The sequence below is a fragment of the Stenotrophomonas sp. 96582_Sma genome, assembly GCF_056480905.1.
On sequence record NZ_CM151122.1, the window covers coordinates 3,703,132 to 3,725,849 of the forward strand.

The 22,718-nt window shown below is 65.0% G+C and carries 23 protein-coding genes; 9 read left to right on the plus strand and 14 right to left on the minus strand.

Going from position 1 to position 22,718, the window contains the following annotated elements; genetic code table 11:
• Positions 1-99 precede the first annotated feature (99 nt).
• Positions 100-948, plus strand: coding sequence for an XOO1806 family protein (locus tag ACZK2R_RS17320; RefSeq protein ID WP_125895574.1), 849 nt, complete (start codon positions 100-102; stop codon positions 946-948).
• 381 nt (positions 949-1,329) lie between these two features.
• Complete coding sequence (locus tag ACZK2R_RS17325) at positions 1,330-4,083, plus strand: TonB-dependent receptor plug domain-containing protein (RefSeq protein WP_049401415.1); 2,754 nt, start codon at positions 1,330-1,332, stop codon at positions 4,081-4,083.
• Between the two features lie 135 nt (positions 4,084-4,218).
• Here ACZK2R_RS17325 and ACZK2R_RS17330 read toward each other — a convergent pair whose 3' ends face one another.
• Positions 4,219-4,821: a TetR/AcrR family transcriptional regulator gene (locus tag ACZK2R_RS17330; protein ID WP_006464233.1), complete on the minus strand. Its 603-nt coding sequence runs from the start codon at positions 4,819-4,821 to the stop codon at positions 4,219-4,221.
• Between the two features lie 141 nt (positions 4,822-4,962).
• Here ACZK2R_RS17330 and ACZK2R_RS17335 point away from each other — a divergent pair, with 141 nt between their 5' ends.
• The 4 genes from ACZK2R_RS17335 to ACZK2R_RS17350 all read left to right on the plus strand — a co-directional run bounded on the left by ACZK2R_RS17335 (position 4,963) and on the right by ACZK2R_RS17350 (position 9,320).
• Positions 4,963-5,880, plus strand: coding sequence for an alpha/beta fold hydrolase (locus ACZK2R_RS17335; RefSeq protein ID WP_032130065.1), 918 nt, complete (start codon positions 4,963-4,965; stop codon positions 5,878-5,880).
• Positions 5,877-8,354 (plus strand): acyl-CoA dehydrogenase, encoded by a 2,478-nt coding sequence (locus ACZK2R_RS17340; RefSeq protein WP_125895573.1) that lies wholly within the window; start codon positions 5,877-5,879, stop codon positions 8,352-8,354. The genes ACZK2R_RS17335 and ACZK2R_RS17340 overlap by 4 nt, the downstream gene beginning before the upstream one ends.
• A gap of 75 nt (positions 8,355-8,429) precedes the next feature.
• Positions 8,430-8,909, plus strand: coding sequence for a hotdog fold domain-containing protein (locus ACZK2R_RS17345; protein ID WP_032130063.1), 480 nt, complete (start codon positions 8,430-8,432; stop codon positions 8,907-8,909).
• Between the two features lie 27 nt (positions 8,910-8,936).
• Complete coding sequence (locus ACZK2R_RS17350; RefSeq protein ID WP_260467374.1) at positions 8,937-9,320, plus strand: hypothetical protein; 384 nt, start codon at positions 8,937-8,939, stop codon at positions 9,318-9,320.
• Between the two features lie 29 nt (positions 9,321-9,349).
• Here ACZK2R_RS17350 and ACZK2R_RS17355 read toward each other — a convergent pair whose 3' ends face one another.
• Both ACZK2R_RS17355 and ACZK2R_RS17360 read right to left on the minus strand, forming a co-directional pair.
• Complete coding sequence (locus tag ACZK2R_RS17355; protein ID WP_180838342.1) at positions 9,350-9,697, minus strand: DUF1304 domain-containing protein; 348 nt, start codon at positions 9,695-9,697, stop codon at positions 9,350-9,352.
• Between the two features lie 30 nt (positions 9,698-9,727).
• Positions 9,728-11,056: an NTP/NDP exchange transporter gene (locus tag ACZK2R_RS17360; protein WP_125895570.1), complete on the minus strand. Its 1,329-nt coding sequence runs from the start codon at positions 11,054-11,056 to the stop codon at positions 9,728-9,730.
• Between the two features lie 286 nt (positions 11,057-11,342).
• Here ACZK2R_RS17360 and ACZK2R_RS17365 point away from each other — a divergent pair, with 286 nt between their 5' ends.
• Positions 11,343-12,740: a serine hydrolase domain-containing protein gene (locus ACZK2R_RS17365; RefSeq protein WP_032130059.1), complete on the plus strand. Its 1,398-nt coding sequence runs from the start codon at positions 11,343-11,345 to the stop codon at positions 12,738-12,740.
• A gap of 107 nt (positions 12,741-12,847) precedes the next feature.
• On the opposite strand, the gene ACZK2R_RS17370 is transcribed toward ACZK2R_RS17365, so the two are convergent.
• A complete protein-coding gene (locus ACZK2R_RS17370) occupies positions 12,848-13,606 on the minus strand; it encodes an SDR family NAD(P)-dependent oxidoreductase (RefSeq protein ID WP_125895569.1) in 759 nt (252 codons plus the stop codon).
• 114 nt (positions 13,607-13,720) lie between these two features.
• Here ACZK2R_RS17370 and ACZK2R_RS17375 point away from each other — a divergent pair, with 114 nt between their 5' ends.
• A complete protein-coding gene (locus ACZK2R_RS17375; RefSeq protein WP_125895568.1) occupies positions 13,721-14,614 on the plus strand; it encodes a LysR family transcriptional regulator in 894 nt (297 codons plus the stop codon).
• Positions 14,615-14,733: 119 nt separating this feature from the next.
• On the opposite strand, the gene ACZK2R_RS17380 is transcribed toward ACZK2R_RS17375, so the two are convergent.
• Positions 14,734-15,252 (minus strand): hypothetical protein, encoded by a 519-nt coding sequence (locus ACZK2R_RS17380; RefSeq protein WP_032130057.1) that lies wholly within the window; start codon positions 15,250-15,252, stop codon positions 14,734-14,736.
• Positions 15,253-15,435: 183 nt separating this feature from the next.
• On the opposite strand from ACZK2R_RS17380, the gene ACZK2R_RS17385 reads away from it, so the two are divergent.
• Complete coding sequence (locus ACZK2R_RS17385; RefSeq protein ID WP_125895567.1) at positions 15,436-15,735, plus strand: hypothetical protein; 300 nt, start codon at positions 15,436-15,438, stop codon at positions 15,733-15,735.
• A 292-nt stretch (positions 15,736-16,027) separates the two neighbouring features.
• Here the strand turns inward: ACZK2R_RS17385 and gcvH are convergent, their stop codons facing one another.
• The 9 genes from gcvH to nudE all read right to left on the minus strand — a co-directional run bounded on the left by gcvH (position 16,028) and on the right by nudE (position 22,670).
• The gene (gcvH, locus tag ACZK2R_RS17390) at positions 16,028-16,423 is read right to left on the minus strand and encodes a glycine cleavage system protein GcvH (RefSeq protein ID WP_005410701.1); all 396 of its coding nucleotides are present in this window, start codon (positions 16,421-16,423) and stop codon (positions 16,028-16,030) included.
• A 93-nt stretch (positions 16,424-16,516) separates the two neighbouring features.
• Entirely contained in the window at positions 16,517-17,629 is a 1,113-nt protein-coding gene (gcvT, locus tag ACZK2R_RS17395; protein ID WP_125895566.1) for a glycine cleavage system aminomethyltransferase GcvT, read from the minus strand.
• 488 nt (positions 17,630-18,117) lie between these two features.
• The gene (locus ACZK2R_RS17400) at positions 18,118-18,552 is read right to left on the minus strand and encodes an NfeD family protein (RefSeq protein WP_125895565.1); all 435 of its coding nucleotides are present in this window, start codon (positions 18,550-18,552) and stop codon (positions 18,118-18,120) included.
• Between the two features lies 1 nt (position 18,553).
• Complete coding sequence (locus ACZK2R_RS17405) at positions 18,554-19,513, minus strand: SPFH domain-containing protein (protein WP_005410704.1); 960 nt, start codon at positions 19,511-19,513, stop codon at positions 18,554-18,556.
• Positions 19,514-19,579: 66 nt separating this feature from the next.
• A complete protein-coding gene (locus ACZK2R_RS17410; RefSeq protein WP_049422150.1) occupies positions 19,580-19,882 on the minus strand; it encodes an Mpo1-like protein in 303 nt (100 codons plus the stop codon).
• Positions 19,883-20,127: 245 nt separating this feature from the next.
• Positions 20,128-20,457, minus strand: coding sequence for a YnfA family protein (locus ACZK2R_RS17415; protein ID WP_032130110.1), 330 nt, complete (start codon positions 20,455-20,457; stop codon positions 20,128-20,130).
• Entirely contained in the window at positions 20,454-21,293 is an 840-nt protein-coding gene (gene mazG, locus ACZK2R_RS17420; protein WP_049422149.1) for a nucleoside triphosphate pyrophosphohydrolase, read from the minus strand. Before mazG ends, ACZK2R_RS17415 begins: the two co-directional genes overlap by 4 nt.
• Before the next feature lie 13 nt (positions 21,294-21,306).
• Positions 21,307-22,110: a 3'(2'),5'-bisphosphate nucleotidase CysQ gene (gene cysQ / locus ACZK2R_RS17425; protein ID WP_121504658.1), complete on the minus strand. Its 804-nt coding sequence runs from the start codon at positions 22,108-22,110 to the stop codon at positions 21,307-21,309.
• Positions 22,107-22,670, minus strand: a complete 564-nt coding sequence (nudE, locus tag ACZK2R_RS17430; RefSeq protein ID WP_010482713.1) for an ADP compounds hydrolase NudE — start codon at positions 22,668-22,670, stop codon at positions 22,107-22,109. The genes cysQ and nudE overlap by 4 nt, the downstream gene beginning before the upstream one ends.
• Positions 22,671-22,718: the final 48 nt, after the last annotated feature.

The following is a 22,718-nucleotide window of genomic DNA, read 5'->3' on the forward strand; positions in this document are numbered from 1 at the left end:
TGGGGGGATCAAGGCTTGTTAAGAATTCATAAACACCCTAGGATCAAGTTCCCGTCTCCGCGGGAACTTCCGTTGTCCGTCCCTGTCTGAACTGGTCCGATGCGTACCTTCCTGCGTCTACCGCTGGCCCTGCTGATCGCCCTTGGCGCGATCACGGGCGTGCACGCGCAGAGCAAGGACACCCGGACCGTGCTGCCGGTATGGAACAAGGGCAGCGGCAAGGTCGAGGCCCTGCTGTACCTGGAGCCCACCGGTGAACAGGCCGCCGGCGCCCGCTGGCACTTCGGCCGCAACTCACTGGATGCGGCCTTCGGCCTGTCCTCCGGCGATTCGCTGGGCCTGCTCTGCAACAGCAGCAGCGGGACCAGCATGAGCGGCCTGGCCAGTCACTGCATGCTGGCCAGCCTGGGTGACGACGACGACCTCAACAGCCGCCGCTTCACCGGTACCGCCGCGCTGAACCGCAGCAGCAGCCGTCTCGGCATCACCGCCGGCACCGGCCGTGAAACGCTGCCGGCGTGGCTGTCCGGCCCGAACAAGACACCCTCGCTGCGTGCCGAGCAGAACGATCTGACCGTATTCGCGCAGAAGAACATCGGCCGCGAGGGCTTTGTCTCGATTGCCGGTACCTACGCCAAGGCGCGCCTGGTGCCGCTGGCCGACGCCGCACCGTCCATCGTCGACCGCTGGGACAGCAAGAGCCTGAGCATCGGCGCCGGCTACGGCAATTTCACCGGCAGCATCATCGGCCGCGTGATCGATGTGCCGGGCAAGCCCGGCAAGTGGGAAGGGCTGGGTATCGGCCTGACCTGGCGTACCCCGTGGTCTGGCCAGCTTACTGTTGGCGCCGAGAACGTGATCAGCCGCGGTAAGAATCCGTTCTCCCCGCGCAATGAAAGCAACGACGACGGCACTGTGCCGTATGTGCGTTACGAACAGGATCTCTGACCCCACCAGGTGTGGGTCCAACGATTGACTGTCCACGGGCGCCGAAAGGCGCCCGTGGCGCATGCGTGATCGCGATACAGACTGAACGCTACCCTACGCCGGAGAGACGCTGGCATGCATTTCGACATGCTGCGATACACAACAGTGAAAATTTTTTCATCACTTCCGCATAACAAACGAGACGCAGCTGAGCTTCCACACATACAAGCCTTTGATTTTTCGCATTAAATTTCATTTTTACTAAAATCACAGACTTGATTAACGTAGCTTTAATTCTTGGCGAGCGCCCGCTACTATCGACTCAGCCTCGCGATTTGGGAGCGCTTTTCGCTCCCCCGCCGGGCATTAACCCAGCCAAGATTTCTTGGAGAGAGAGAGCCAATGAATTTCCAGTCCAACAAGCTGCGCGATGCCGTTCTGGTCGCGCTCGTTGCCGGTGTGGCGTCCACTGCCACCGCCCAGGCCCAGGAAGCGACCAACCTTGACCGCATCTCGGTCACCGGTTCGCGCATCAAGAGCACCGACATCGAAACCTCGCAGCCGGTCCTGAGCCTGACCCGCGCCGACATCGACAAGCAGGGCGTGACTTCGGTCGCCGACATCCTGCAGCGCGTTGCCGCCAACGGTGCCGCCCTGAACCGTACCTACAACAACGGCGGTGACGGTTCTGCCGGCGTCAGCCTGCGCAACCTGGGTTCCGAGCGCACCCTGGTACTGGTCAACGGCCGCCGCTGGACCACCGGCCTGGATGGCAGCGTCGACCTGAACACCATCCCGACCGCGATGATCGAGCGCATCGACATCCTGAAGGACGGCGCATCGACCATCTACGGTTCGGACGCGATCGCCGGCGTGGTGAACATCATCACCAAGCAGAACTTCGATGGCGCGGAAGCCAACTTCTACAAGGGCCAGTACAGCGCCGGTGACGGCGACCGCGAAGCGGCCGACTTCACTCTGGGCACCACCACTGACCGCGCTTCGCTGGTGCTGGGCGTCTCCTACGTCAACGAAAAGGCCGTGATGGCCGGCGATCGCAAGATCTCCGCCGGTGGCCCGCCGTTCTTCAGCGGCCAGAGCAGCACCGGTATTCCGGGTTCGTATCTGCGTAACGACGAGCGTTACATCATCCTCAACGGCGTTGAAACGCCGTTCGATCCCAATGTTCACGGCTACAACACCGCGCCGGACAACTACCTGCTGACCCCCAACGAGCGCACCTCGCTGTTCGCGGTGGGTTCTTACAACGTTACCGACAACATCACCTTCCGCACCGAGGCGATGTACAACGAACGCAAGTCCGAACAGCTGCTGGCTGCCATGCCGGTCACCGGCCAGCGCCTCAGCGCGGGCAGCATGTACAATCCGTACGGCGTTGATCTGACTGGCGTCGCGCGCCGCTTCAACGAAACCGGTGGACGTTCGTTCAACCAGAACGTCAAGAACTGGCACTTCTACGGTGGTTTCGAGGGCTTCTTCGAATTCGCCGACCGCAATTTCGACTGGGATGTCGGCTACCGCTACGACAAGACCGACCAGAACGATCTGACCTACGGCCTGTTCAACAAGCAGCGTCTGGCCGAGGCATATGGTCCCTCGGCGATCCGCGATGGCAAGGCTGTGTGCCTCAACTCCGCTGGCGCAATCATTCCGGGCTGCGCCCCGATCAATCCGCTGGGTGGGATGGGTTCGATCTCGCAGGAGGCACTGGATTACACCTCGTTCACCGCGCATGACTCCGCCAGCCTGGTGTCCAAGGGTTATTACGCCAACATCTCCGGCGAAATCGTGCAGCTGCCGGCGGGTGCATTGGGCTTCGCAGCTGGTTACGAATATCGCAAGGAAACCGGTCAGTTCGATCCGGACGCCTTCATCGCCTCTGGCCTGAGCACCGGCAACGGAGCATCCCCAACCAAGGGTAGCTATGACCTGGACGAGTTCTTCCTGGAACTGTCGATCCCGGTGCTGGCTGACCTGCCGGGCGCCAAGCTGCTCGACTTCAGCGCGGCAACCCGCTACTCGAAGTACAGCAACTTCGGCAACACCACCAACAACAAGTTCGGTTTCCGCTGGAAGCCGATCGACGACCTGATGGTGCGTGGTAACTACTCGGAAGGCTTCCGCGCCCCGAGCATCAACAACCTGTATCGCGGTGATGCTGACTCGTTCGAGAGCTACATCGATCCGTGCTCCTCAACGTCTGGTCGCCGTACCGGCGCTATCGCGGCACAATGTGCGGCAGAGGGCGTGCCGATCGGCTTCGTTCAGCCGGGCGCTGGTAGTGGTGCGAAGCAGACTCCTGAGCCGTTCACCTGGCAGGCCAACCCGAACCTGAAGCCGGAAACCTCGACCAGCAAGACGCTGGGCCTGGTGTGGAGCCCGAGCTTCGTGCAGGGTCTGAACGTGACCCTGGACTGGTGGCAGATCAAGATCGAGGACGCCATCACCCGTCCGGCCATCCAGGACATCATGGATCGTTGCTATGGCGGCACCGCGCAGGAGCAGGCAGCCAACTGCGGCCTGATCACGCGTGACCCGAACTACGGCAGCACCAACCAGCGTTACACCATCACCAACGTCAACATGCCGCTGCAGAACCTGGCGTCGTACAAGGTGGAAGGTTGGGATCTGGGCATCCTGTACAAGTTGCCGGAAACTTCGATCGGCCAGTTCACCATCACTCTGGACGGCACCTACCTGTCCAAGTGGGATACCAAGTCGACTCAGGATGCTCCGATCGAGGGTCGCCAGGGACGCTATCTCGACCAGGATCCGTACTGGCGCATCCGTTCCAATCTGTATGTGGACTGGTCCTACGGGGACTTCGGGGTCAACTACGGCATTCGTTACAAGTCCGGCATGACCGAACCGTGCCCGTTTGATCCAGTCAAGGAACCGGAAACCTTCGCATACTGCTCTGATGGCGCGAAGGGAACGAACCACATTGGTGCCACGACGTACCACGACATCCAGTTCCGCTACAACACGCCGTGGAAGGGCACCATCATGGTCGGCCTGAACAACGCGTGGGACAAGAGCCCGCCGGTTTCGTACTACACCTCGTACAACATGTTCGACCCGCAGTACGACCTGCCGGGCCGCTACATGTACATGCAGTACAAGCAGAAGTTCTGATCGATCCACTGATCAGCTGATGCAGCAACGGCCCCGCAAGGGGCCGTTGTTTTTTGTGCCTCCGGCAATACATGGATGGCGCAAGAAAAAAGCCGCGGCAGTGCCGCGGCTTTCTCGTGACCAGTACGGCAATCTTCAACCGTTCGGAATCAGCGTCTCGATGAGATGCTCGACATAGGCCTCGAAATCCTCGCGCGCCTGCTTGGGCTGCTGCAGCTGCAGCGACAGCTGCAGGAAGCCGACATAGGCGGCGTAGGCCAGGCGTGCGCGGTGGCGCGCATCGGTCGAGCTGAGCCCTGCCTGGCGGAACGAGGCGATCAGATAGTCGAGGCGGCGCTGCGACACGCGGTCGATCACCGGACGCACCATCGGATGGTCCAATGCCTTCAGCAGCTCGCTGTAGATGATGTGCGGCTGCACTTCATGCGCCACCATCTGGAACAGCTGGCGCAGGCGCACGCGCGGGTCCGGCACGTCTTCCAGGCTGCCGAACACCTGTTCCTGTTCGAACAGTTCCCAGCGTTCCAGCGCAGCCTGCAGCAAGGCGTCACGCGAGGGGAAATGCCAATAGAAACTGCCCTTGGTCACGCCAAGGCGCCGCGCCAGCGGTTCCACCGCAACGGCGCCTACGCCTTGTTCAGCAATCAGGTCGAGGGCCGCCTGGGCCCAGTCTTCGGCACTCAGGCGGCTGTTGCGGCCGGCGCGCGGTTCGCCGGCGGAAGCGTCAGGTTGATTCATGGGCTGATTTAACCATACGCCGGGGTTCGTTGCAGTACGCCGTTGCGGGCGAAACCGTCAAAGGGCTCTCCTGCAGGGCTGCCGCACCGCACCATACGATGCAGTATTGACTTCCCTCACAAGCGATCCATACTAGCAAGTATGGTTACGTCCCCTACTCCCGCTGCGTTCCATGACCTGCACCTGGAGGCGGCCCATGGTGCCCGCCTCGCCGCCACTGCCAGCGACCACGGTCGTCGTGGCCGGGTGCTGTTCGCGCACGGTTTCGGCCAGACCCGTCACGCCTGGAATGCCACCGCGCGTGCCTTGTCTGCAGCCGGCCTGCAGACGCTGGCTTATGACGCACGTGGTCACGGCGATTCGGACTGGAATGCCGCCGACCTGCCCTATCATGGCGAACAGTTCGCCGATGACCTGATCGTGCTGGCTGGCGAACAGCCGCGCCCGCCGGTGCTGGTTGCGGCCTCGATGGGGGGCCTGTTCGGCCTGCTGGCCGAGTCGCGCTGGCCGGGCCTGTTCTCGGCGATGGTGCTGGTCGACATCACCCCGCGCTGGGATACCGCCGGTGTCGAGCGCATCCTCGCCTTCATGACCGCCCATCCCGACGGATTCGCCTCGCTGAGCCAGGCCGCCGACGTGATCTCGGCCTACATGCCGCACCGTCCGCGCAAATCCGAGCAGTCGCTGCGCGCGCTGCTGCGCGAAGACGGTCACGGCCGCTGGCGCTGGCACTGGGATCCGCGCCTGGTGGCCGAACTGGCCCGCGACAGCGAACAGCACCAGGACGCACTGGCCGAAGCCGCGCGCCAGGTAAAGTGCCCGCTGCTGCTGGTCAGCGGCGGTCGCAGCGACCTGGTCACGCCGCAGACCGTGGCCGAATTCCTGGCGTTGGCGCCGCACGCGCGCCATGTACAGCTGCCGCAGGCCACGCACATGGTCGCCGGCGATGACAACGACGCCTTTACCGCTACTGTGTTGGACTATCTGGACGTGTTGCCCGCAGCAGACGCTGCGGCTTCGTCCGCCACAAACGAGCACGTCACCGGAGCACGCTCATGAGCATCGTTCTTCCCTTCCTCGCCCTGCTGCTGGCAGGCGCGTTCGTCGCCTACCACCGCATGCGGCTGGTTACCTGGACGCTGATCAGCGTGGCCCTGCTGGCCGCCTGCTGGTTCATTCCCTACGTCAACCAGACCGCCACGATCGTCGCGGCCGCTGTATTGGCCGTCATCGCCGTGCCGCTGCTGCTGCCGTTCATCCGCAAGCCGCTGCTGACCGGCCCGATGATGAAGGTGTTCCGCAAGGTGCTGCCGCCACTGTCGCAGACCGAGCGCATCGCGCTGGAAACCGGCTCGGTCGGTTTCGAGGGTGAACTGTTCACCGGTGATCCGGACTGGAACATCCTGCTCAACTATCCCAAGCCGCAGCTGACCGCCGAAGAACAGGCCTTCCTCGATGGCCCGGTGGAAGAGCTGTGCATCATGGTCAACGACTGGGAAATCACCCACGTCCACGCCGACCTGCCGCCGGAACTGTGGGCCTTCATCAAGAAGAACAAGTTCTTCGGCATGATCATCCCGAAGGAATACGGCGGCCTGGGCTTCTCTGCGCTGGCCCACCACAAGGTGATCCAGAAGCTGGCGTCGGTGTCTTCGGTGGTCAGCTCCACCGTCGGCGTGCCCAACTCGCTGGGCCCGGGTGAACTGCTGGTGCATTACGGCACCCAGGAACAGAAGGACCAGTACCTGCCGCGCCTGGCCGATGGCCGCGAAGTGCCCTGCTTCGGCCTGACCGGTCCGTTCGCCGGTTCCGACGCCACCTCGATTCCGGACTACGGCATCGTCTGCAAGGGCGAGTGGAACGGCGAGCAGGTGCTCGGCGTCAAGCTGACCTTCGACAAGCGCTACATCACCCTGGCCCCGGTTGCCTCGCTGATCGGCCTGGCCTTCCGCATGTACGATCCGGATGGCCTGATCGGCGATACCCGCGACATCGGCATCACCCTGGGCCTGCTGCCGCGCGACACCGCCGGTGTTGAAATCGGCCGCCGCCACTTCCCGCTGAACTCGACGTTCCAGAACGGTCCGATCCGCGGCAAGGACGTGTTCATTCCGCTGACCCAGCTGATCGGTGGCGCTGCCATGGCCGGCAAGGGCTGGAACATGCTCAACGAGTGCTTGGCCGTGGGCCGCTCGATCACCCTGCCGTCCACCGCCAGTGGTGGTGCCAAGGCCGGTGCCGCCGTGACCGGCGCCTATGCACGCATCCGCAAGCAGTTTGGCCTGTCGGTCGGCCGCTTCGAAGGCGTGGAAGAAGCGCTGGCCCGCATCGGCGGCAAGGCGTACAAGATCAGCGCACTTTCGCAGGCCACTGCGGCGGCGGTTGACCGTGGTGACGTGCCGTCGGTGCCGTCGGCGATCGCCAAGTACCACTGCACCAACATGAGCCGCGAAGTGATCTCGGACATGATGGACGTGATCGGCGGCAAGGGCATCATCCTGGGGCCGCGCAACTTCGCCGGCCGCAGCTGGCAGGCCGCGCCGATCGCGATCACCGTGGAAGGCGCCAACATCATGACCCGCAGCCTGCTGATCTTCGGCCAGGGTGCGATCCTCTGCCACCCATGGGTGCTGAAGGAAATGAAGGCTGCGCAGGATCCGGATACCCGTGCCGGTCTGCAGGAGTTCGATCGCAGCCTGTTCGGCCACATCCGCTATGGCCTCTCCAATGCCGTGCGTTCGTTCTGGTTCGGCCTGACCGGTGCACGCTTCGGTGCTGCCCCGGGTGACGCCTACACCCGCCGCTACTTCCGCAAGCTGGACCGTTACTCGGCCAACCTGGCGCTGATGGCCGACATCTCGATGATGACTCTCGGCGGCAAGCTGAAGTTCAAGGAATCGCTGTCCGGCCGCCTGGGCGATGTGCTGAGCCACGTCTACATGACCAGCGCCATGCTCAAGCGCTACCACGACGAAGGCGCACCGCAGGCCGACCAGCCGCTGCTGGCCTGGGCCTTCCATGACAGCGTGCACAAGATCGAAGAATCGCTGTCGGCCGCGCTGCGCAACTTCCCGATCCGTCCGATCGGTTGGCTGATGTGGGCGTTGATCTTCCCGCTGGGCCGTCGTGCCGAGGCCCCCGGCGACCGCCTGAGCCGCCGTGTTGCCGCTCTGCTGATGGCGCCGAACGAAGCCCGCGACCGCCTGGCCAGCGGCGTGTTCCTGACCCCGTGCGAGAACAACCCGGGCGGCCGTATCAACAGCTACCTGAGCAAGGCGATCATGGCCGAGCCGGTGGAGCGCAAGTTCCTGAAGGCGCTGAAGAGCAAGGGCATCGAAGCGCTGGACTTCAAGAGCCAGCTGGACGAAGCCGTGGCCGAAGGCGTCATCACCCAGGACGAGCGCAGCCTGCTGGAAGAACTGCGTACGCTGACCCTGGACACCATCACCGTGGACGACTTCGACACCCACGAACTGCGCGCGGCCAGCTACTACGACCGCCAGCACAAGGACCCGCATTCGCAGGCGGCCTGATCGCCCGCGACACGCGTTGCCACGACGGCGGGCCTCGGCCCGCCGTCGCTTTATCCGCCGACCGGAACATCAACCATGTCCACGCCCCTGCTCTCGCTTTACCACCGCCTGCAGCGCTGGCCTGCCGGCAACTGGCTGTTCTCACGCGCGGTGTGCTTCAAGGCGCCCTACTTCGCCAGCATCGCGCCCACCATCACCGCACTGGAGCCAGGCCGCTGCGAAGGCGTGATCCGCCAGCACCGCCGCATCAACAACCACATCGGCACGGTACATGCGATCGCGATGTGCAACCTGGCCGAGCTGGTCGGCGGGGTGATGGTGGACGCCAGCCTGCCGCCAGACATGCGCTGGATCCCCAAGGGCATGGAAGTGAAATACCAGGCCAAGGCCTTGGGCACGTTGAAGGCCGTGGCGACGCCCATGTTGTCCATCGTCAGTGCTGCGGACGGCTACGACCTGCCCGTGAAGGTCAGCGTGACCGATGCGGCAGGGACCGAGGTGTTCCATGCGACCATCGCGATGTGGGTATCGCCGCGCCCTCCGCGCACAGGCTGATCAACCATGACGACCGCTGAACTGCTTGTGCGCCTGGCAGGCATTCACAGCCTGGGGTTTGCCGCCTTCCATCTGGCGTTCTGGCGGCTGTTCGGCTGGAAACGCGAGCTCGCCCAGCTCGGCACGGTCAACCGCGCGATCATGCAGATCCTCAATCTGCGCGTGATCTATGTGTTCCTGGGAATGGGGCTGATCGCGCTGATCTTTGCCCCGGACCTGGTCGGCACTCGTCTGGGGTTGGTCCTGCTGGGTTTCATGGCGGTGTTCTGGGTGGGCCGCGCGCTTGAACAATTCGTCTTCCTGCGCATCAACGACTGGCGCGTACACCTGCTGACGGGCCTGTTCGTGCTGGGTGCGGCGCTGCATGCCGTGCCAATGTGGCTGGGCATCATGCGCGCCATCAGCCGCTGAGCGGCGGCGCCTGCCAGCACGCGCCGACTTCAGAACGCTCGCGACGCCAGCGCCAGAATGGCCGGTACGGCCTGGATCATGAAAATGCGCCGGCTCACGCTGTACGCGCCATAGCACCCGGCCACCACCACGCAGGCCAGCGAGAACGTCACCAGCACCGGCTGATCGATCACCAGCCCCACCACGATGCCCGCCGCCAGGAAGCCGTTGTACAGGCCCTGGTTGGCCGCCAGCACGCGCGTGGTCTCTGCCCTCTCGGGCGTGTTGCGGAAGGTCTTCAGGCCCAGCGGGCGGGTCCACAGGAACATTTCCAGCACCAGGAAGTACAGGTGCAGCACCGCGACCAGCACGGTCAGCAGCAGCGCGATCAGCGACATCGTTTCTCTCCTCAAAAAGACTGGACGGGATCAGCGGTCGCGCGGCAGCTTCTTTTCTTCGCGCAGCACACCGAATGCGGCGGCGGTCATGCACGCGGCAACCACCACGCCGCCGATGAACACCACGTGTGAACCAAACAGCGACAAGCCCTTGTGCACCCAGGTGAAGCTCAGGTCGGCACCACGGTAGACCACCGTGTCGATGGCCGCACCGGCCTTGTAGCGCCATTGGCGGTCCACCCGGGTGTAGATGGTTTCGCGTGCCGGCTTGAAGAGCGAGAATTCACTGGCGCGGGTCAGCACCTGCACCACCGCCACCATCATCGGCAGCGGCGATGCGGCCAGCACCGAGAAGCCGATCAGGATGGCGAACGCGGGAATCAGCAGGGCCGGGGCTATGCCGTGGCGCGACAACAGCCAGCGAGTCAGACTCAACTGCAACAGAAGCGTCAGCGCGTTCACCGCCAGGTCGATGCGCGAGAAGAACGCGGTGCTGGCAGCCGGGTCGTTGAAGGCCGCGCGCACGATGCTGGCCTGCTGGTTGTACAACAGGGTGCCCACGCCCACGCCGAACACCACCAGCACGGCCAGCCAGCGCAGCAGCGGCTCGCGTGCGATCAGCTTCAGGCCGTCAAGCACGCTGCCGCCCATCGGCTTCTCGCCCGAGACCAGCTGCTGCTCGCGTTCGCGCAGCACCGCCCAGTGCCGTAGTCGCCAGATGCTCAACAAGCAGACAATCAGGAAACCCGCAGATACCAGCATCAGGTTGGCGATGCCCACACGCTGTGCCAGCGCGCTGGTAATGAGCGGGCCCAGGAACGCGCCGATGGTGCCAGCCGCGCCGATGTAGCCGTAATACGCCCGCGCCTGCGCGTTGGAGAACACGTCGGCCATGAAGCTCCAGAACACCGCCACCGCGAACAGGTTGAACACCATCACCCAGAGGAAGAAGGCCATGCCGCGCCCCGGCACGTTGCTGTCGAACAGCGCGTAGAAGCCCAGCAAGGTGACGATGAAGAACCCATACACCGCCGGCAGGAACACCCGCCGTGGGAAGCGGCTGACCAGCCAGCCGTACACCGGCTGCAGCACCAGCATGATCACGAACACGCAGGAGAACAGGAACTGCAGGACGAAATCCTTCAGCGCGATGCCGTGGCTGGCGAACCAGGCGATCAGCATCGGCGGAAACACGGTCTCCAGATCGGCCGAGGCAGCCATCGCCTCACGCACCGGGCGCAGCACGTAGTAGCCGCTGAGCAGGCAGAAGAAGTACAGGAACGACCACCACAGCGCCGGCGACTCACGCAGTGCCGCCGTCAGCCCACGCAACGGCCCCTTGCCCTTCACCGCGCTCACGCGGTGTCCCTCGCCAGAAGACGGCGGTTGGACAGCGGCATGGCAGGCTCCGGGGGCGGTGAAGCGCGTACGTTAGCCAATGCACTGCAACATCGCCAGCAGCAGCCACGCAGAAGGCCGCAACGCAGTGTCACGGCCCCGCCCGGACGACACGTTCCGACACATGCTTTCGGGGCGTCAAAATTCCAACTTTTTCAACGAGATGCGCATTCATCTTCGCTTTGTTTGTGCACAAGGGAAAAGCGGCGCTAGAATCGCCATCAGCAGTCGCGCACGGGTCTCCACGATGAAAAAGAACAGCCTGCGTCGTCCGATCCGTTCGGCGGCCACCGGTTTGCTGGGCATGTTGATGCCCGTTGCCTTGTCCACCACCGCGCAGACCCCGCCGCCATTGCCGCCGATGCCGGCCAACATCGAATCCGCCGCCACCGCCGTCGCCCACACCCAGCCCGCCGCTTACCGCACCGGCCTGGTGCCGCAGGTGCAGCTGCCGGCGGCCGGCTTCAACGTGGCCAACATCGAATCGATGGCGCAGCAGCTCACCTATGGCGAGCGTGTGCCCGGCATGGCCGTGGCCATCGTGCAGGGTGGCCGCGTACTCAGCGCGCGTGGTTATGGCGTTACCGATGTCAACAACCCGCTGCCGGTCGACGCCCACACCGTGTTCCGCCTGGCATCGCTGTCCAAGGCCTTCGCCGGCACCATGGCCGGACTGCTGGTCAACGATGGCACGCTGCGCTGGGACAGCAAAGTCACCGACTACGTGCCGGGCTTCCGCCTGAACTCTCCGGAAGCGACCGATCGCCTGACCGTGGCCGACGTGCTCAGCCACCGCGTCGGCCTGCCGTACAACGCCTACGACCGCGACATCGAAGGCAACGCCGAGTACTACGCACTCACCCAGAAGCTGGCCAATACCAGCCTGAAGTGCCTGCCGGGCGACTGCTACGCCTACCAGAACGTGGCCTTCAGCCTGATCGGCGACGTGGTCTATGCCGCCTCGGGGAGCTTCTACGAGCAGTCGGTCGAGCGCCGCATCTTCAAGCCGCTGGGCATGAACGATGCCAGCCTCGGCCTGGCCGGCATCCAGGCCAGCTCGCGCTGGGCGCGTCCGCACGTGCGCAGCCGCAATGGCTGGGTGTCGCTGACACCGAAGCCGACCTACTACCGCGTCGCCCCGGCCGCCGGCGTCAACGCCAGCGCCAGCGACATGGCGCAGTGGCTGCTGGCCCACACCGGCCATCGCCCGGACGTGCTGCCGGCACCGCTGCTGGCCACCCTGCATTCGAGCCTGATCAACACCCCGGGCGAAATGCGTTCGGGCTGGCGCCGCGAGCGCCTGCATTCGGCCGGCTACGCACTGGGCTGGCGCACCTTCGACTACGCCGGCCACGATGTGGTGTTCCATGCCGGTGCCGTGCAGGGCTATCGCGGCCTGGTCGCGCTGGTGCCGGAACGCGATCTCGGCATCGCCATCATGTGGAACGGCGAAAGCGGCCTGCCCAGCGGCCTGCTGCCGACGGTGCTCGATTCCGCGCTCGGCCTGCCGACGCAGCGCTGGCTGGACGTGGACACCGACTTCGGCAGTGACAACCTGATGGCCGAAGGCGCGAGCCCGGCGCAGCAGGACAAGCGCAAGGGCAAGGGTGCTTCGAGCAACCGTGCGGTGGCCTCGCCGCGCTGAGTTGGCGGGCTTCACCGTGTGTGCGAAGGGCGGCCTGCGGGTCGCCCTTTTTGTTGGCAGTTGTAGAGCAAAGCAGTCGAGCACCGCTCGACTCTACAAACGGAAGGCTAATGCGCGAAGTAGTGCATGCCGCCATCCACCGGAATCACCGCGCCGGTGATGTAGCCGGCCAAGGGCGAGGCCAGAAAGGCCACCAGCGGCGCCACCTCCTCCGGATCACCAAAACGCCCGATCGGAATGTTGCGTTCGATGAACTCACGCCGGCTTTCTTCGGTGGGATGCAGCCGGTCCCGGATCTGAGCACTGTTGATGCGTCCCGGCGCGATTGCATTGACCGTGATGCCCTGTGAGGCCAGCGCCGACGACAGCCCTTTGCTCCACAGATGCAACGCCGCCTTCGCCGCCGTGGCAGCATTCACCGCGCGCGGCTCCATTGAACCGCTGAGGTTGATCACCCGCCCCCAGCCCTGCGCCTGCATCGCCGGCAGCAGTGCCTGGGTCAGGCGTCGTGCCGAAGAGAAGTTCAAGGCCATGGCTTCCTCCCAGACATCGTCCCCCGCATCCACGGTGGTCGGCCGGCCTCCTCCAGCCGCATTGACGAGGATGTCGACACGCGTCAGTGCCGCCGAGGCTGCATCCGCAATGTGGCGTACCTGCTCCGCATCGGTGAGGTCGCCCAGCAGGACGATCGGTGCCGGCGCGCCTGCAGATTCGATCTCTGCCGCCAGTGCATGCAGCGGCTCGGCACGCCGTGCGCTGATCGCAATGCGTACTCCCTGGGCCGCCAGCAGCCTGGCCACACCGGCACCGATGCCACTGCCCGCCCCGGTGACCAGCGCGGTACACCCTTCAAGCCCCAGATCCATGATGCTCTCCCAATCCGCCAGCCGGTACATCCGGCCCGTGCAGTACATGCTGTTTGATCACCCCTGATTGATAAACTCCGCGCAGGTTTCAGCATTCAACACCCGGGGTGTCAGATGAATCTGCTGGAGAGCATGCAGGTCTACGTGCTGATCGTGGACAAGGGCAGCCTCAGCGCTGCGGCGGCGGCGATGGATATCTCGGCGACGATGACCGGCAAGCACCTGCGTGCGCTGGAAGCACGGCTGGGAATGCAGCTGTTGAGCCGTACTACCCGGCGCCAGCACATGACGCCCTTCGGCGAGGACTACTACACCCGCTGCCGGGAGATCCTGCGGCTGGTGGAAGAAACGGACGCACAGGCGCAGCACCAGCAGCTGGCACCGGCGGGCACGTTGCGCATCAGTGCGCCGGTGATCTTCGGCACGCACGCACTGGTACCGGCACTGGCCGAATACATGGCGCGCCATCCGGATGTCCGGGTCGAAGTCACGCTGAGCGACCGCGTGGTCGACCTCGCCGAGGAGGGTTTCGAAGCGGCGCTGCGCATCGGCACGCTGGCCGACAGCAGCATGCTGGTGGCGCGTGCGCTGGCACCGTATCGCTTGATGATGTGCGCATCGCCGGCGTACCTGGCCAGGCATGGCACGCCTCGCAGCCTGCAGGACCTCGCCCTGCATCAGTGCCTGTCCTTCGAACCGAGCGCACTCGCACAGTGGCTGCAGGCCGATGCTGGCGAACTCGAGCGTGTGCCTGGCGGCCGGCTGCAGATCAACAACGGCGAAGCGCTGCGCACGGCAGCGCTGCATGGGCTGGGCATCGTGCTGCAGTCGGCACTGCTGCTGGCTGCCGACATCGACACCGGACGCCTGGTGCAGCTGTTCCCTGAGTTCGGCCAGACCGGTCGGCCGATGCACGTGGTCTACGCCCACGATCGCTACCACTCGACCCGCCTGCGCAGCTTCCTGGACTTCCTGGTGGAGCGCTTTCCACCGGCGCCGCACCGCTAGCGTCGACCGTCAGAAAAGCAGTCGAGCACGGCTCGACCCTGCAAACGGCCCATAAAAAAACCCCCTCCCCGCTGGGCAGTCAGGGAAGGGGGTTTCAGGATGCGGCTATCGGGAAGTACTTAGATCAGCGGCGCCGGGGTTGCCGGCAGAGCGACCGGAGCAGCCTTCTTCTTGCGGGCGGCCGGCTTGCGCTTGGCAACCTTCTTCGCTGCCTTCTTCGGGGCAGCCTTCTTGGTCGCCTTCTTCGCGGTCTTCTTTACTGCCTTCTTGGCGGTCTTCTTGACGGCCTTCTTGGCAGTTGCCTTCTTCGCGACCTTCTTGGCCGGCTTGCGGGCCGTTGCCTTCTTGGCAGTCTTCTTGGTGGCCTTCTTGGCTACCTTCTTGACGGCCTTCTTAGCGGTCTTCTTGACGGCCTTCTTGGCAGTGGACTTCTTGGCTACCTTCTTCGCCGCCTTCTTCACTGCCTTCTTCGCAGTGGTCTTCTTGGCGACCTTCTTCGCAGCCTTCTTCACTGCCTTCTTGGCGGTCGCCTTCTTCGCGACCTTCTTCACTGCCTTCTTGGCAGCGGCCTTCTTCGCGACCTTCTTCACCGCTTTCTTGGCGGCGGGCTTCTTCTTCGCAGCTTTCTTGGTTGCCATGGGATGGCTCCTCGTCAGTGATAGGGAGTTGAAACGCCCAGGTGGATCAAACCCGCGGATGCTGCGTGCGGGGACCGCCGGCGCGTCAGGCGCGCCGTTACGGATGCGGCAATGCCCGCCTCGATCGGCGGAGCGGACATCGGAACGGGAGTTGCCTTGCATTTCTCCGGGGGAAGCGGGGCCATGTCCACCGTCATCAGGGTCGCGGTGGTCTTGAAGGGGCTGCTTCGCATCGGACGATTGATTCTGCGCACTCGGTTGGGCAGGCAAGGTCTGCTGAGGCGAAACCTAATCACGGTTTTTTTTACTGTCAACAACCCCCGCGAAAAATTTTCACATCCGCGCCATCCCGGACGCCGTCCTCGCCACCGCCGTGCGCGCCCTGCAACGACCATTGAAGCGGCGCGCACGCGCGCCGCATACGACGAAGTCGATGCGCTCTCTGAACAAAAAACACTTGAAATAAGCACTCTGCGCAGATAGGCACATGTTCCGGACAACAGCGCACGTGCATCGCCGATGGTCACCCGCACCGTCGCCAACGCCAGCACAACGGGGCCGCAACGGGGGGCGAAAAGTTTTCACATTCGATCGCTTCGGCGCGGGGCGGAAACGCGGATTTGCGCAAAACTGCGCACGCTGATCGGCACCGTTCGTCTGTCGGCTGATGCCACGCCGAGGGTGCAGAGCGAACCCGCCGTCATGAGTCCGACGCACTCGCCAAAACAAAAACGGCCACCCGAAGGTGGCCGTTCCAGAACCCGGAAGTGACGACTCAGTGGTCGTCGTTTTCCAGGGCTTCGGCATACGCGTCCGGATCCAGCAGTTCGTTGACCTCTTCAGCGTTGGTCAGTTCGACCACGAACATCCAGCCTTCGCCGTAGGCATCTTCATTGATGGTTTCCGGCTTGTCGGACAGCGCCGAGTTGACCTCGACGACCTTGCCGCTGATCGGGCTGTAGACGTCCGAGGCGGCCTTCACCGACTCGACAACGGCGATCTGCTCGCCAGCCTTTGCGTCGGCGCCGACTTCCGGCAGTTCGACGTAGACCAGGTCACCCAGCAGGCCCTGGGCGTGGTCGGAAATACCGACGGTGACACGGCCATTGCCTTCGACACGGGCCCACTCATGGGACTTGAGGAACTTGAGGTCGCCGGGGATCTCGCTCATGGGACTGCTCCAGAGATATGCAGGGGTGGAAAAAACGGGGCTAGTGTAACCAACCGGCCGCCACTGCTGTCAGTGACGATCGGCAGTTTCGGATCAGGCGTCGGCGAGCACGCCGGGCTGGGCCTGGCCTTCGCGCACGAACGGGAACTTGACCACGCGCACCGGCACCTGCCGGCCACGGATGTCGACGGTGACCTCGCCGAGTTCACCGGCCGGTACACGGGCGAAGGCGATGCCCTTGGCCAGGGTCGGCGAGAAGGTGCCGGACAGGATCTCGCCCTGGCCGCCGGCGGTGGTCACCGCCTGACCATGGCGCAGCACGCCCTTCTCGTCCATCACCAGACCGATCATCTGGCGGGCGGTGCCGGCAGCCTTCTGCGCTTCCAGCACCTCGCGGCCGATGAAGTCGCGGCCTTCGTCCAGCGACACGGTCCAGGCCAGCGCCGCTTCGTACGGGCTGATCTCTTCGTCCATGTCCTGGCCGTACAGGTTCATGCCGGCTTCCAGGCGCAGCGTGTCGCGTGCGCCGAGGCCCGCCGGCTTCACGCCCGCCGCCAGCAGGCGGTTCCAGAACGCGACCACGGCGTCCTGCGGCAGCAGGATTTCGAAGCCGTCTTCGCCGGTGTAACCGGTACGGGCGACAAACAGTTCGACGCCGTCATCGGACTGCACCTGCAGGGCGGCGAAACGGCCCAGCTTGGCCAGCGCTGCGCGATCGCTTTCGCGGGCCAGGCCGATCACGATGTCGCGCGCCTGCGGGCCCTGCACGGCGAGGATGGCCAGGTCCGGGCGCTGCTCGACGGTGACGCCGAACGGTGCAGCCTGCTCGCGCAGCCAGGCCAGGTCCTTCTCGCGGGTGGAGGCATTGACCACCATGCGGAAGAAATCGTCGCCCAGGTAGTAGACGATCAGGTCGTCGATGACGCCGCCGCGCGGATTCAGCATGCACGAGTACAGCGCCTTGCCGGTCACCTTCAGCTTGTCGACCGAGTTGGCCAGCAGGCGGCGCAGGAACGGCTTGACCTGGTCACCGCGCAGGTCGACCACAGTCATGTGGCTGACGTCGAACACACCCGACTCGCGACGAACGAGGTGGTGCTCGTCGAGCTGCGAGCCGTAGTGGATGGGCATGTCCCAACCCCCGAAATCGACCATCTTGGCGCCAAGGGCGCGGTGGGTATCGTTGAGCAGCGTCTTCTGGGTCATGACCGGGTCCGGCAGCAGAGGAAACAAGAATCCCCATTATCCCAGATCGGTCGCCCGCAGGTCGCGCCGCAGCGCAGCGGGGTGTTTGGCAGGCCTGCGGCCGGCGCCGCCTTCTACAGCTGGAGCGCAAAGCCTGAGTTCATCGGCTCTGGATTGACTCGGCCTGGGCGGGTCGGAGCGAGTGCTTTTGCTCTTTGCTCTTTTTCTTTTTCCGTGGGCTGGACGCGCACGGAAACTGTCGGGGGCCGGGCGGGTTGGGTTCGCGGGACCGTTGGCGCCATGGATGGCGCCATCGAGCCCCCATGGGTGAGGGCGCTTTGCTTGCGAAGCACTGCTTCGCAAGCGACCGAACGCGCAGCCGCCAGCGGCTGGGCCGGACCGCGGAGCGGGGTCTACGGCGTGTCCCGCGAACCCAACCCGCCCGACCCAGACACATGAACCACCTTCCGCGACCACCCACGAGGGGCTCCGCCGTTGGCTGGGAACCCCTAGGCCACCGCTTCGACCAGCAGCGTGCTGCCCTGCACCGCCACCACCCGTACCCACGTACCTGCAGGCAGCTCCGGACCGCTCACCTGCCAGGACGCATCGTCAATGCTGACCCGTCCTTGGCCACCGACGATGGCCTGCTGCAGTACCACCTCCCGGCCGACCAGCTGCTCGGCACGGCGGTTGAGCAACGGCGCATCGCTGGGCCGTGCCCGCGGCCTCCCCCAGCGCCGGTAGCACTGGATCGAGACCACACTCAGCAGGACGAAAGCGATCACCTGCCACAACAGTGGAATGTCGCTGAACACCGCAACCAGTACGAACACCGCCGCCGCGCCAATGCCGATCCACAGCATGAACGCACCCGGCGCCAGCGCTTCGGCAGCGAACAGCAGCAGCGCCAGCGCGCCCCAACCGACGACTTCCCAGCGCATGTCAGCCTCCGAGCGGCGGCGGCCGCTTGCCGGCGGCCTTGTTGTCCTGGCTGGCCAGCGCCTGCTTCGCCAGTTCGGCCACGCCCGCGATCGAACCGATCACGCCACTGGCCTCCATCGGCATCAGCACCAGCTTCTGGTTCGGCGAACTGGCCAGCTCCTTGAACGCTTCCACGTACTTCTGCGCGACGAAGTAGTTGATCGCCTGCACGTCACCCTCGGCAATCGCCGCCGACACCACCTTGGTCGCCATCGCTTCGGCCTCGGCCAGGCGCTCGCGCGCCTCGGCATCGCGGAACGCAGCTTCGCGACGGCCTTCGGCTTCCAGCACGGTGGCCTGCTTCTCGCCATCGGCGCGCAGGATCTCCGACTGCCGTGAACCCTCTGCCTCGAGGATCTGCGCGCGCTTTTCGCGCTCGGCCTTCATCTGCCGCGCCATCGCATCCAGCAGATCGCGCGGCGGCTGGATGTCGCGGATCTCGATGCGGTTGACCTTCACTCCCCAGGGATTGGTGGCATGGTCGACCACGCTCAGCAGCTGGGCATTGATCACCTCGCGCTGGCTGAGCGATTCATCCAGGTCCATCGAACCGATCACGGTACGGATGTTGGTCTGCACCAGGGCGATCATCGCCACTTCCAGGTTGGCCACCTCATAGGCGGCCTTGGCGGCATCCAGTACCTGGAAGAACACCACGCCGTCCACGCGCACGGCGGCGTTGTCCTTGGTGATCACTTCCTGGCTGGGCACGTCCAGCACCTGCTCCATCATGTTCACCTTGCGCCCCACCCCGTACACGATCGGGATCAGGAAATGCAGGCCGGGGGTCATGGTGTGCGTGTAGCGCCCGAAGCGCTCGACGGTCCACTCGTAGCCCTGGGGCACCATCCGTACTGCCTTGAACAGGATGACCACGGCCACGAAGGCCAGTACCACGGTAAAGAACATGGTCGGGAACATCTTGCTTTCCTTATCTATGACGTCCAGGCCCCAGCATAGCGCGTGAAGGCCACATTCACAGCGGAGCTACCAGGGCACGCGCCCGCGCAGGATGTCGGCGAACATCACCCAGTCGCCCATGAACGAGTACAGCGGGTGCTGGAAGGTGGCCGGGCGGTTCTTCTCGAAGAAGAAATGGCCGACCCAGGCGAAGCTGTAACCGCAGAACAGGGCGGCCAGCAACAGCACCGGCTGCCCGCGCAGGATTGCTGCAACGACCAGCAGCAGCACGCCGCAGCTGCCGACGAAGTGCAGCCGGCGCGATACCGGGTGGCGGTGCTCGCTGAGATAGAACGGATAGAACTCGCGGAAGCTGGCGAAGCGGGACATATGCGTGCTCCGGGGGCCGTGGTCACCGCCATCATGCGCCTTCCTGGGAGGGAAAGCGGCCTGGACGGCGTGGCCGATTCTGACAAGGCAGTGCATGATCCGGTGGCGCTGCCTTTGTAGCGTCGAGCCATGCTCGACTGGCCCTCCCAGTTGCGGTCGAGCATGGCTCGACTCTACATAAGAGCGGAAGCCGTCGAGCATGGCTCGACGCTACAAAAGCCGAAGCGGCCGAACATGGCTCGACGCTACACCGGGGGCGTGCGCGGCCCGAACATGATCACCGCCATGCCGGCCAGGCAGAGGGCTGCGCCGAACAGGTCCCAGCGGCTGGGGCGGATGCCATCGACCAGCCACAGCCAGAACAGCGCGGTGCCGATGTAGACACCACCGTAGGCCGCATAGACCCGGCCACTGGCGGTCGGGTGCAGGGTCAGCAGCCAGGCGAACAGGGCCAGGCTGGCGGCAGCCGGCAGCAGCAGCCACACGCTGCCGCCCTTGCGCAGCCACAACCACGGCAGGTAGCAGCCGACAATTTCGGCCAGCGCGGTCAGCAGGAACAGCGCGAGCGTCTTCACGCCTTCTCCGCCGCCTTGGCGTGCTGCCACAGTGCTTCCTGCGCATCCAGGTCCATCGACGCCAGCGCTCCACCCTGGGCGTCAGCCTGCGCTTCCATCGCACGGAAGCGGCGTTCGAACTTGTGGTTGGCCCCGCGCAGCGCCGCACCCAGATCGATATCGGCGTGGCGTGCCAGGTTGGCGCAGACGAACAGCAGATCGCCCAGCTCTTCCTGCAGGCGCGCTTTGTTGCCGGCAATATCGCCGCGCTCGAACTCCTCGCGCAGCTCCTGCAGTTCCTCCGCCGCCTTGTCCAGCACCGGCAACGGGCCCGGCCAGTCGAAACCGACCTTGGCCGCGCGCGACTGCAGCTTCACCGCTCGCTGCCATTCGGGCAGGCCACGCGAGATGCCGGCCAATGCGGAGGTGTCCTGCTCGCCCTTGGCGGCACGCTCGGCACGCTTGATCGCATCCCAGTTACGCGTCACCCCGTCGGCGTCATCGACGCTGACATCGGCGAACACGTGCGGGTGGCGGCGCTGCATCTTGTCGCTGATCGCGCGTGCGACCTCGGCGAAGGCAAAGGCGCCCTGCTCCTCGGCCATGCGTGCATGGAACACCACCTGCAGCAGCAGGTCGCCCAGCTCATCGCAGAGATCATCGAGGTCGCCACGGTCGATCGCATCGGCCACCTCGTAGGCTTCCTCGATGGTGTACGGCGCGATGGTCGCGAAGTTCTGTTCCAGGTCCCAGGGGCAGCCGCCCTGCGGATCGCGCAGGCGCGCCATGATCGCCAGCAGGCGTTCCAGTTCGTTGCTGGCTGCACTGCCGGCGATGGGGGTGTCATGCGCGCTCATGCGGCCTCCAGGGTCAGTCGGACAACCAGTCGCGCCACGGCAGGCTGGTATCACCAAGGGCAATGAAATCGCCGTTCAACAGGGTCTCGCGGCGGTTGTAGCGGAACGGCTTGCCGGTCGCTGCCGACAGTACCGCACCGCCGGCGGCGTGCAGTACGCACTGGCCGGCGGCGGTATCCCATTCGGAGGTCGGGCCCAGACGCGGATAGACATCCAGGCCACCTTCAGCGATCCGGCAGAATTTCAGCGACGAGCCCTGCGCGATGGTCTCGATGCGGCCCATGCGCGCCAGCAGCGCCTCGGTTTCCGGTGAGCGGTGCGAGCGGCTGGCGGCAACCCGCAGCGGTGCGGTGGCCGGCGTGCGGGTGCGCAGCACGGTGTCGTGCAGGCCCTGCCGGCGATAGGCCAGCTCGCCGCGCATGGCATGCCAGACGATGCCCGTCACCGGGGCCAGCACCACGCCGAAGGCCGGTGCGCCCTGGTAGATCAGCGCGATGTTGACGCTGAACTCGCCGTTGCGCTTGACGAACTCACGGGTGCCATCGAGCGGATCGACCAGCCAGTAGGCGCCCCAGTGGCGGCGCTGCTCCCAGGGTACCTGCGCCGATTCCTCGGACAGGATCGGCAGATCCGGGGTCAGCTGCTGCAGGCCCTGTTCAATGACCTGGTTGGCCGCCAGGTCGGCACTGGTAACCGGGCTGTTGTCGTCCTTGATCTGCACGTCGAAGCCATCGGCATAGACCTGCATGATGGCCTGTCCGGCTTCCTGGGCAATGGCGATGGCGGTCTCGCGCAGGTCCGTGGTCAGTTTGATCATCGCAATCCCTGCAGCCACTGGCGGGCGATGAACAGCGCTGCCAGCGAGCGTCCCTCGGAGAAGTCCTCGCGCAGCATCAGCTGGTCCAACTCGGCCAGCTTCCACGGGACGACTTCCAGCTCTTCCGGCTCGTCGCCGGCCAGCTTTTCCGGGTACAGGTCGCGCGCCACCACCAGCCACGACTGGTGGCTCATGTAGGTCGGGGCCAGGGTCATCGCGCGCAGCACATCCACCCGGCGCGCGCCGTAACCGGCCTCTTCCTTCAGTTCGCGGTCGGCGGCCTGCTCGGGGGTCTCGCCGGCATCGATCCGGCCCTTGACCAGGCCCAGTTCGTAGCGGTGCATGCCGGCGGCGTATTCACGTACCAGCAGCACGGTTTCGTCGTCGAGCATCGGCACCACCACCACCGCGCCATGCCCCCGGCTGACCAGCCGCTCGAAGCGGCGGCGTTCGCCGTTGGAGAACTCCAGGTCCAGGTGCTGGCGCTGGAAGGGACCGTTCTCCTCATCGGTGATCCGATGGATGATCGGCAAGCGACGGCCGGCACGGTCATCGTTCATGCGGAATCTCCGCGGCGGCCGGCGCCTGCGCCGGGGCCGATAGAATGT

Coding starts and splice junctions, on each gene's coding strand:
- mazG (WP_049422149.1), bottom strand. CDS start 21,293: ATGAGCGCGCATGACACCCCCATCGCCGGCAGTGCAGCCAGCAACGAA.
- gcvH (WP_005410701.1), bottom strand. CDS start 16,423: ATGAGCGAGATCCCCGGCGACCTCAAGTTCCTCAAGTCCCATGAGTGG.
- ACZK2R_RS17330 (WP_006464233.1), bottom strand. CDS start 4,821: ATGAATCAACCTGACGCTTCCGCCGGCGAACCGCGCGCCGGCCGCAAC.
- nudE (WP_010482713.1), bottom strand. CDS start 22,670: ATGAACGATGACCGTGCCGGCCGTCGCTTGCCGATCATCCATCGGATC.
- ACZK2R_RS17345 (WP_032130063.1), top strand. CDS start 8,430: ATGTCCACGCCCCTGCTCTCGCTTTACCACCGCCTGCAGCGCTGGCCT.
- ACZK2R_RS17355 (WP_180838342.1), bottom strand. CDS start 9,697: ATGTCGCTGATCGCGCTGCTGCTGACCGTGCTGGTCGCGGTGCTGCAC.
- ACZK2R_RS17410 (WP_049422150.1), bottom strand. CDS start 19,882: ATGTCCCGCTTCGCCAGCTTCCGCGAGTTCTATCCGTTCTATCTCAGC.
- ACZK2R_RS17405 (WP_005410704.1), bottom strand. CDS start 19,513: ATGTTCCCGACCATGTTCTTTACCGTGGTACTGGCCTTCGTGGCCGTG.
- ACZK2R_RS17365 (WP_032130059.1), top strand. CDS start 11,343: ATGAAAAAGAACAGCCTGCGTCGTCCGATCCGTTCGGCGGCCACCGGT.
- ACZK2R_RS17370 (WP_125895569.1), bottom strand. CDS start 13,606: ATGGATCTGGGGCTTGAAGGGTGTACCGCGCTGGTCACCGGGGCGGGC.
- cysQ (WP_121504658.1), bottom strand. CDS start 22,110: ATGATCAAACTGACCACGGACCTGCGCGAGACCGCCATCGCCATTGCC.
- ACZK2R_RS17400 (WP_125895565.1), bottom strand. CDS start 18,552: ATGCGCTGGGAAGTCGTCGGTTGGGGCGCGCTGGCGCTGCTGCTGTTC.
- ACZK2R_RS17375 (WP_125895568.1), top strand. CDS start 13,721: ATGAATCTGCTGGAGAGCATGCAGGTCTACGTGCTGATCGTGGACAAG.
- ACZK2R_RS17320 (WP_125895574.1), top strand. CDS start 100: ATGCGTACCTTCCTGCGTCTACCGCTGGCCCTGCTGATCGCCCTTGGC.
- ACZK2R_RS17380 (WP_032130057.1), bottom strand. CDS start 15,252: ATGGCAACCAAGAAAGCTGCGAAGAAGAAGCCCGCCGCCAAGAAAGCG.
- ACZK2R_RS17325 (WP_049401415.1), top strand. CDS start 1,330: ATGAATTTCCAGTCCAACAAGCTGCGCGATGCCGTTCTGGTCGCGCTC.
- ACZK2R_RS17335 (WP_032130065.1), top strand. CDS start 4,963: ATGGTTACGTCCCCTACTCCCGCTGCGTTCCATGACCTGCACCTGGAG.
- ACZK2R_RS17385 (WP_125895567.1), top strand. CDS start 15,436: ATGTCCACCGTCATCAGGGTCGCGGTGGTCTTGAAGGGGCTGCTTCGC.
- ACZK2R_RS17340 (WP_125895573.1), top strand. CDS start 5,877: ATGAGCATCGTTCTTCCCTTCCTCGCCCTGCTGCTGGCAGGCGCGTTC.
- gcvT (WP_125895566.1), bottom strand. CDS start 17,629: ATGACCCAGAAGACGCTGCTCAACGATACCCACCGCGCCCTTGGCGCC.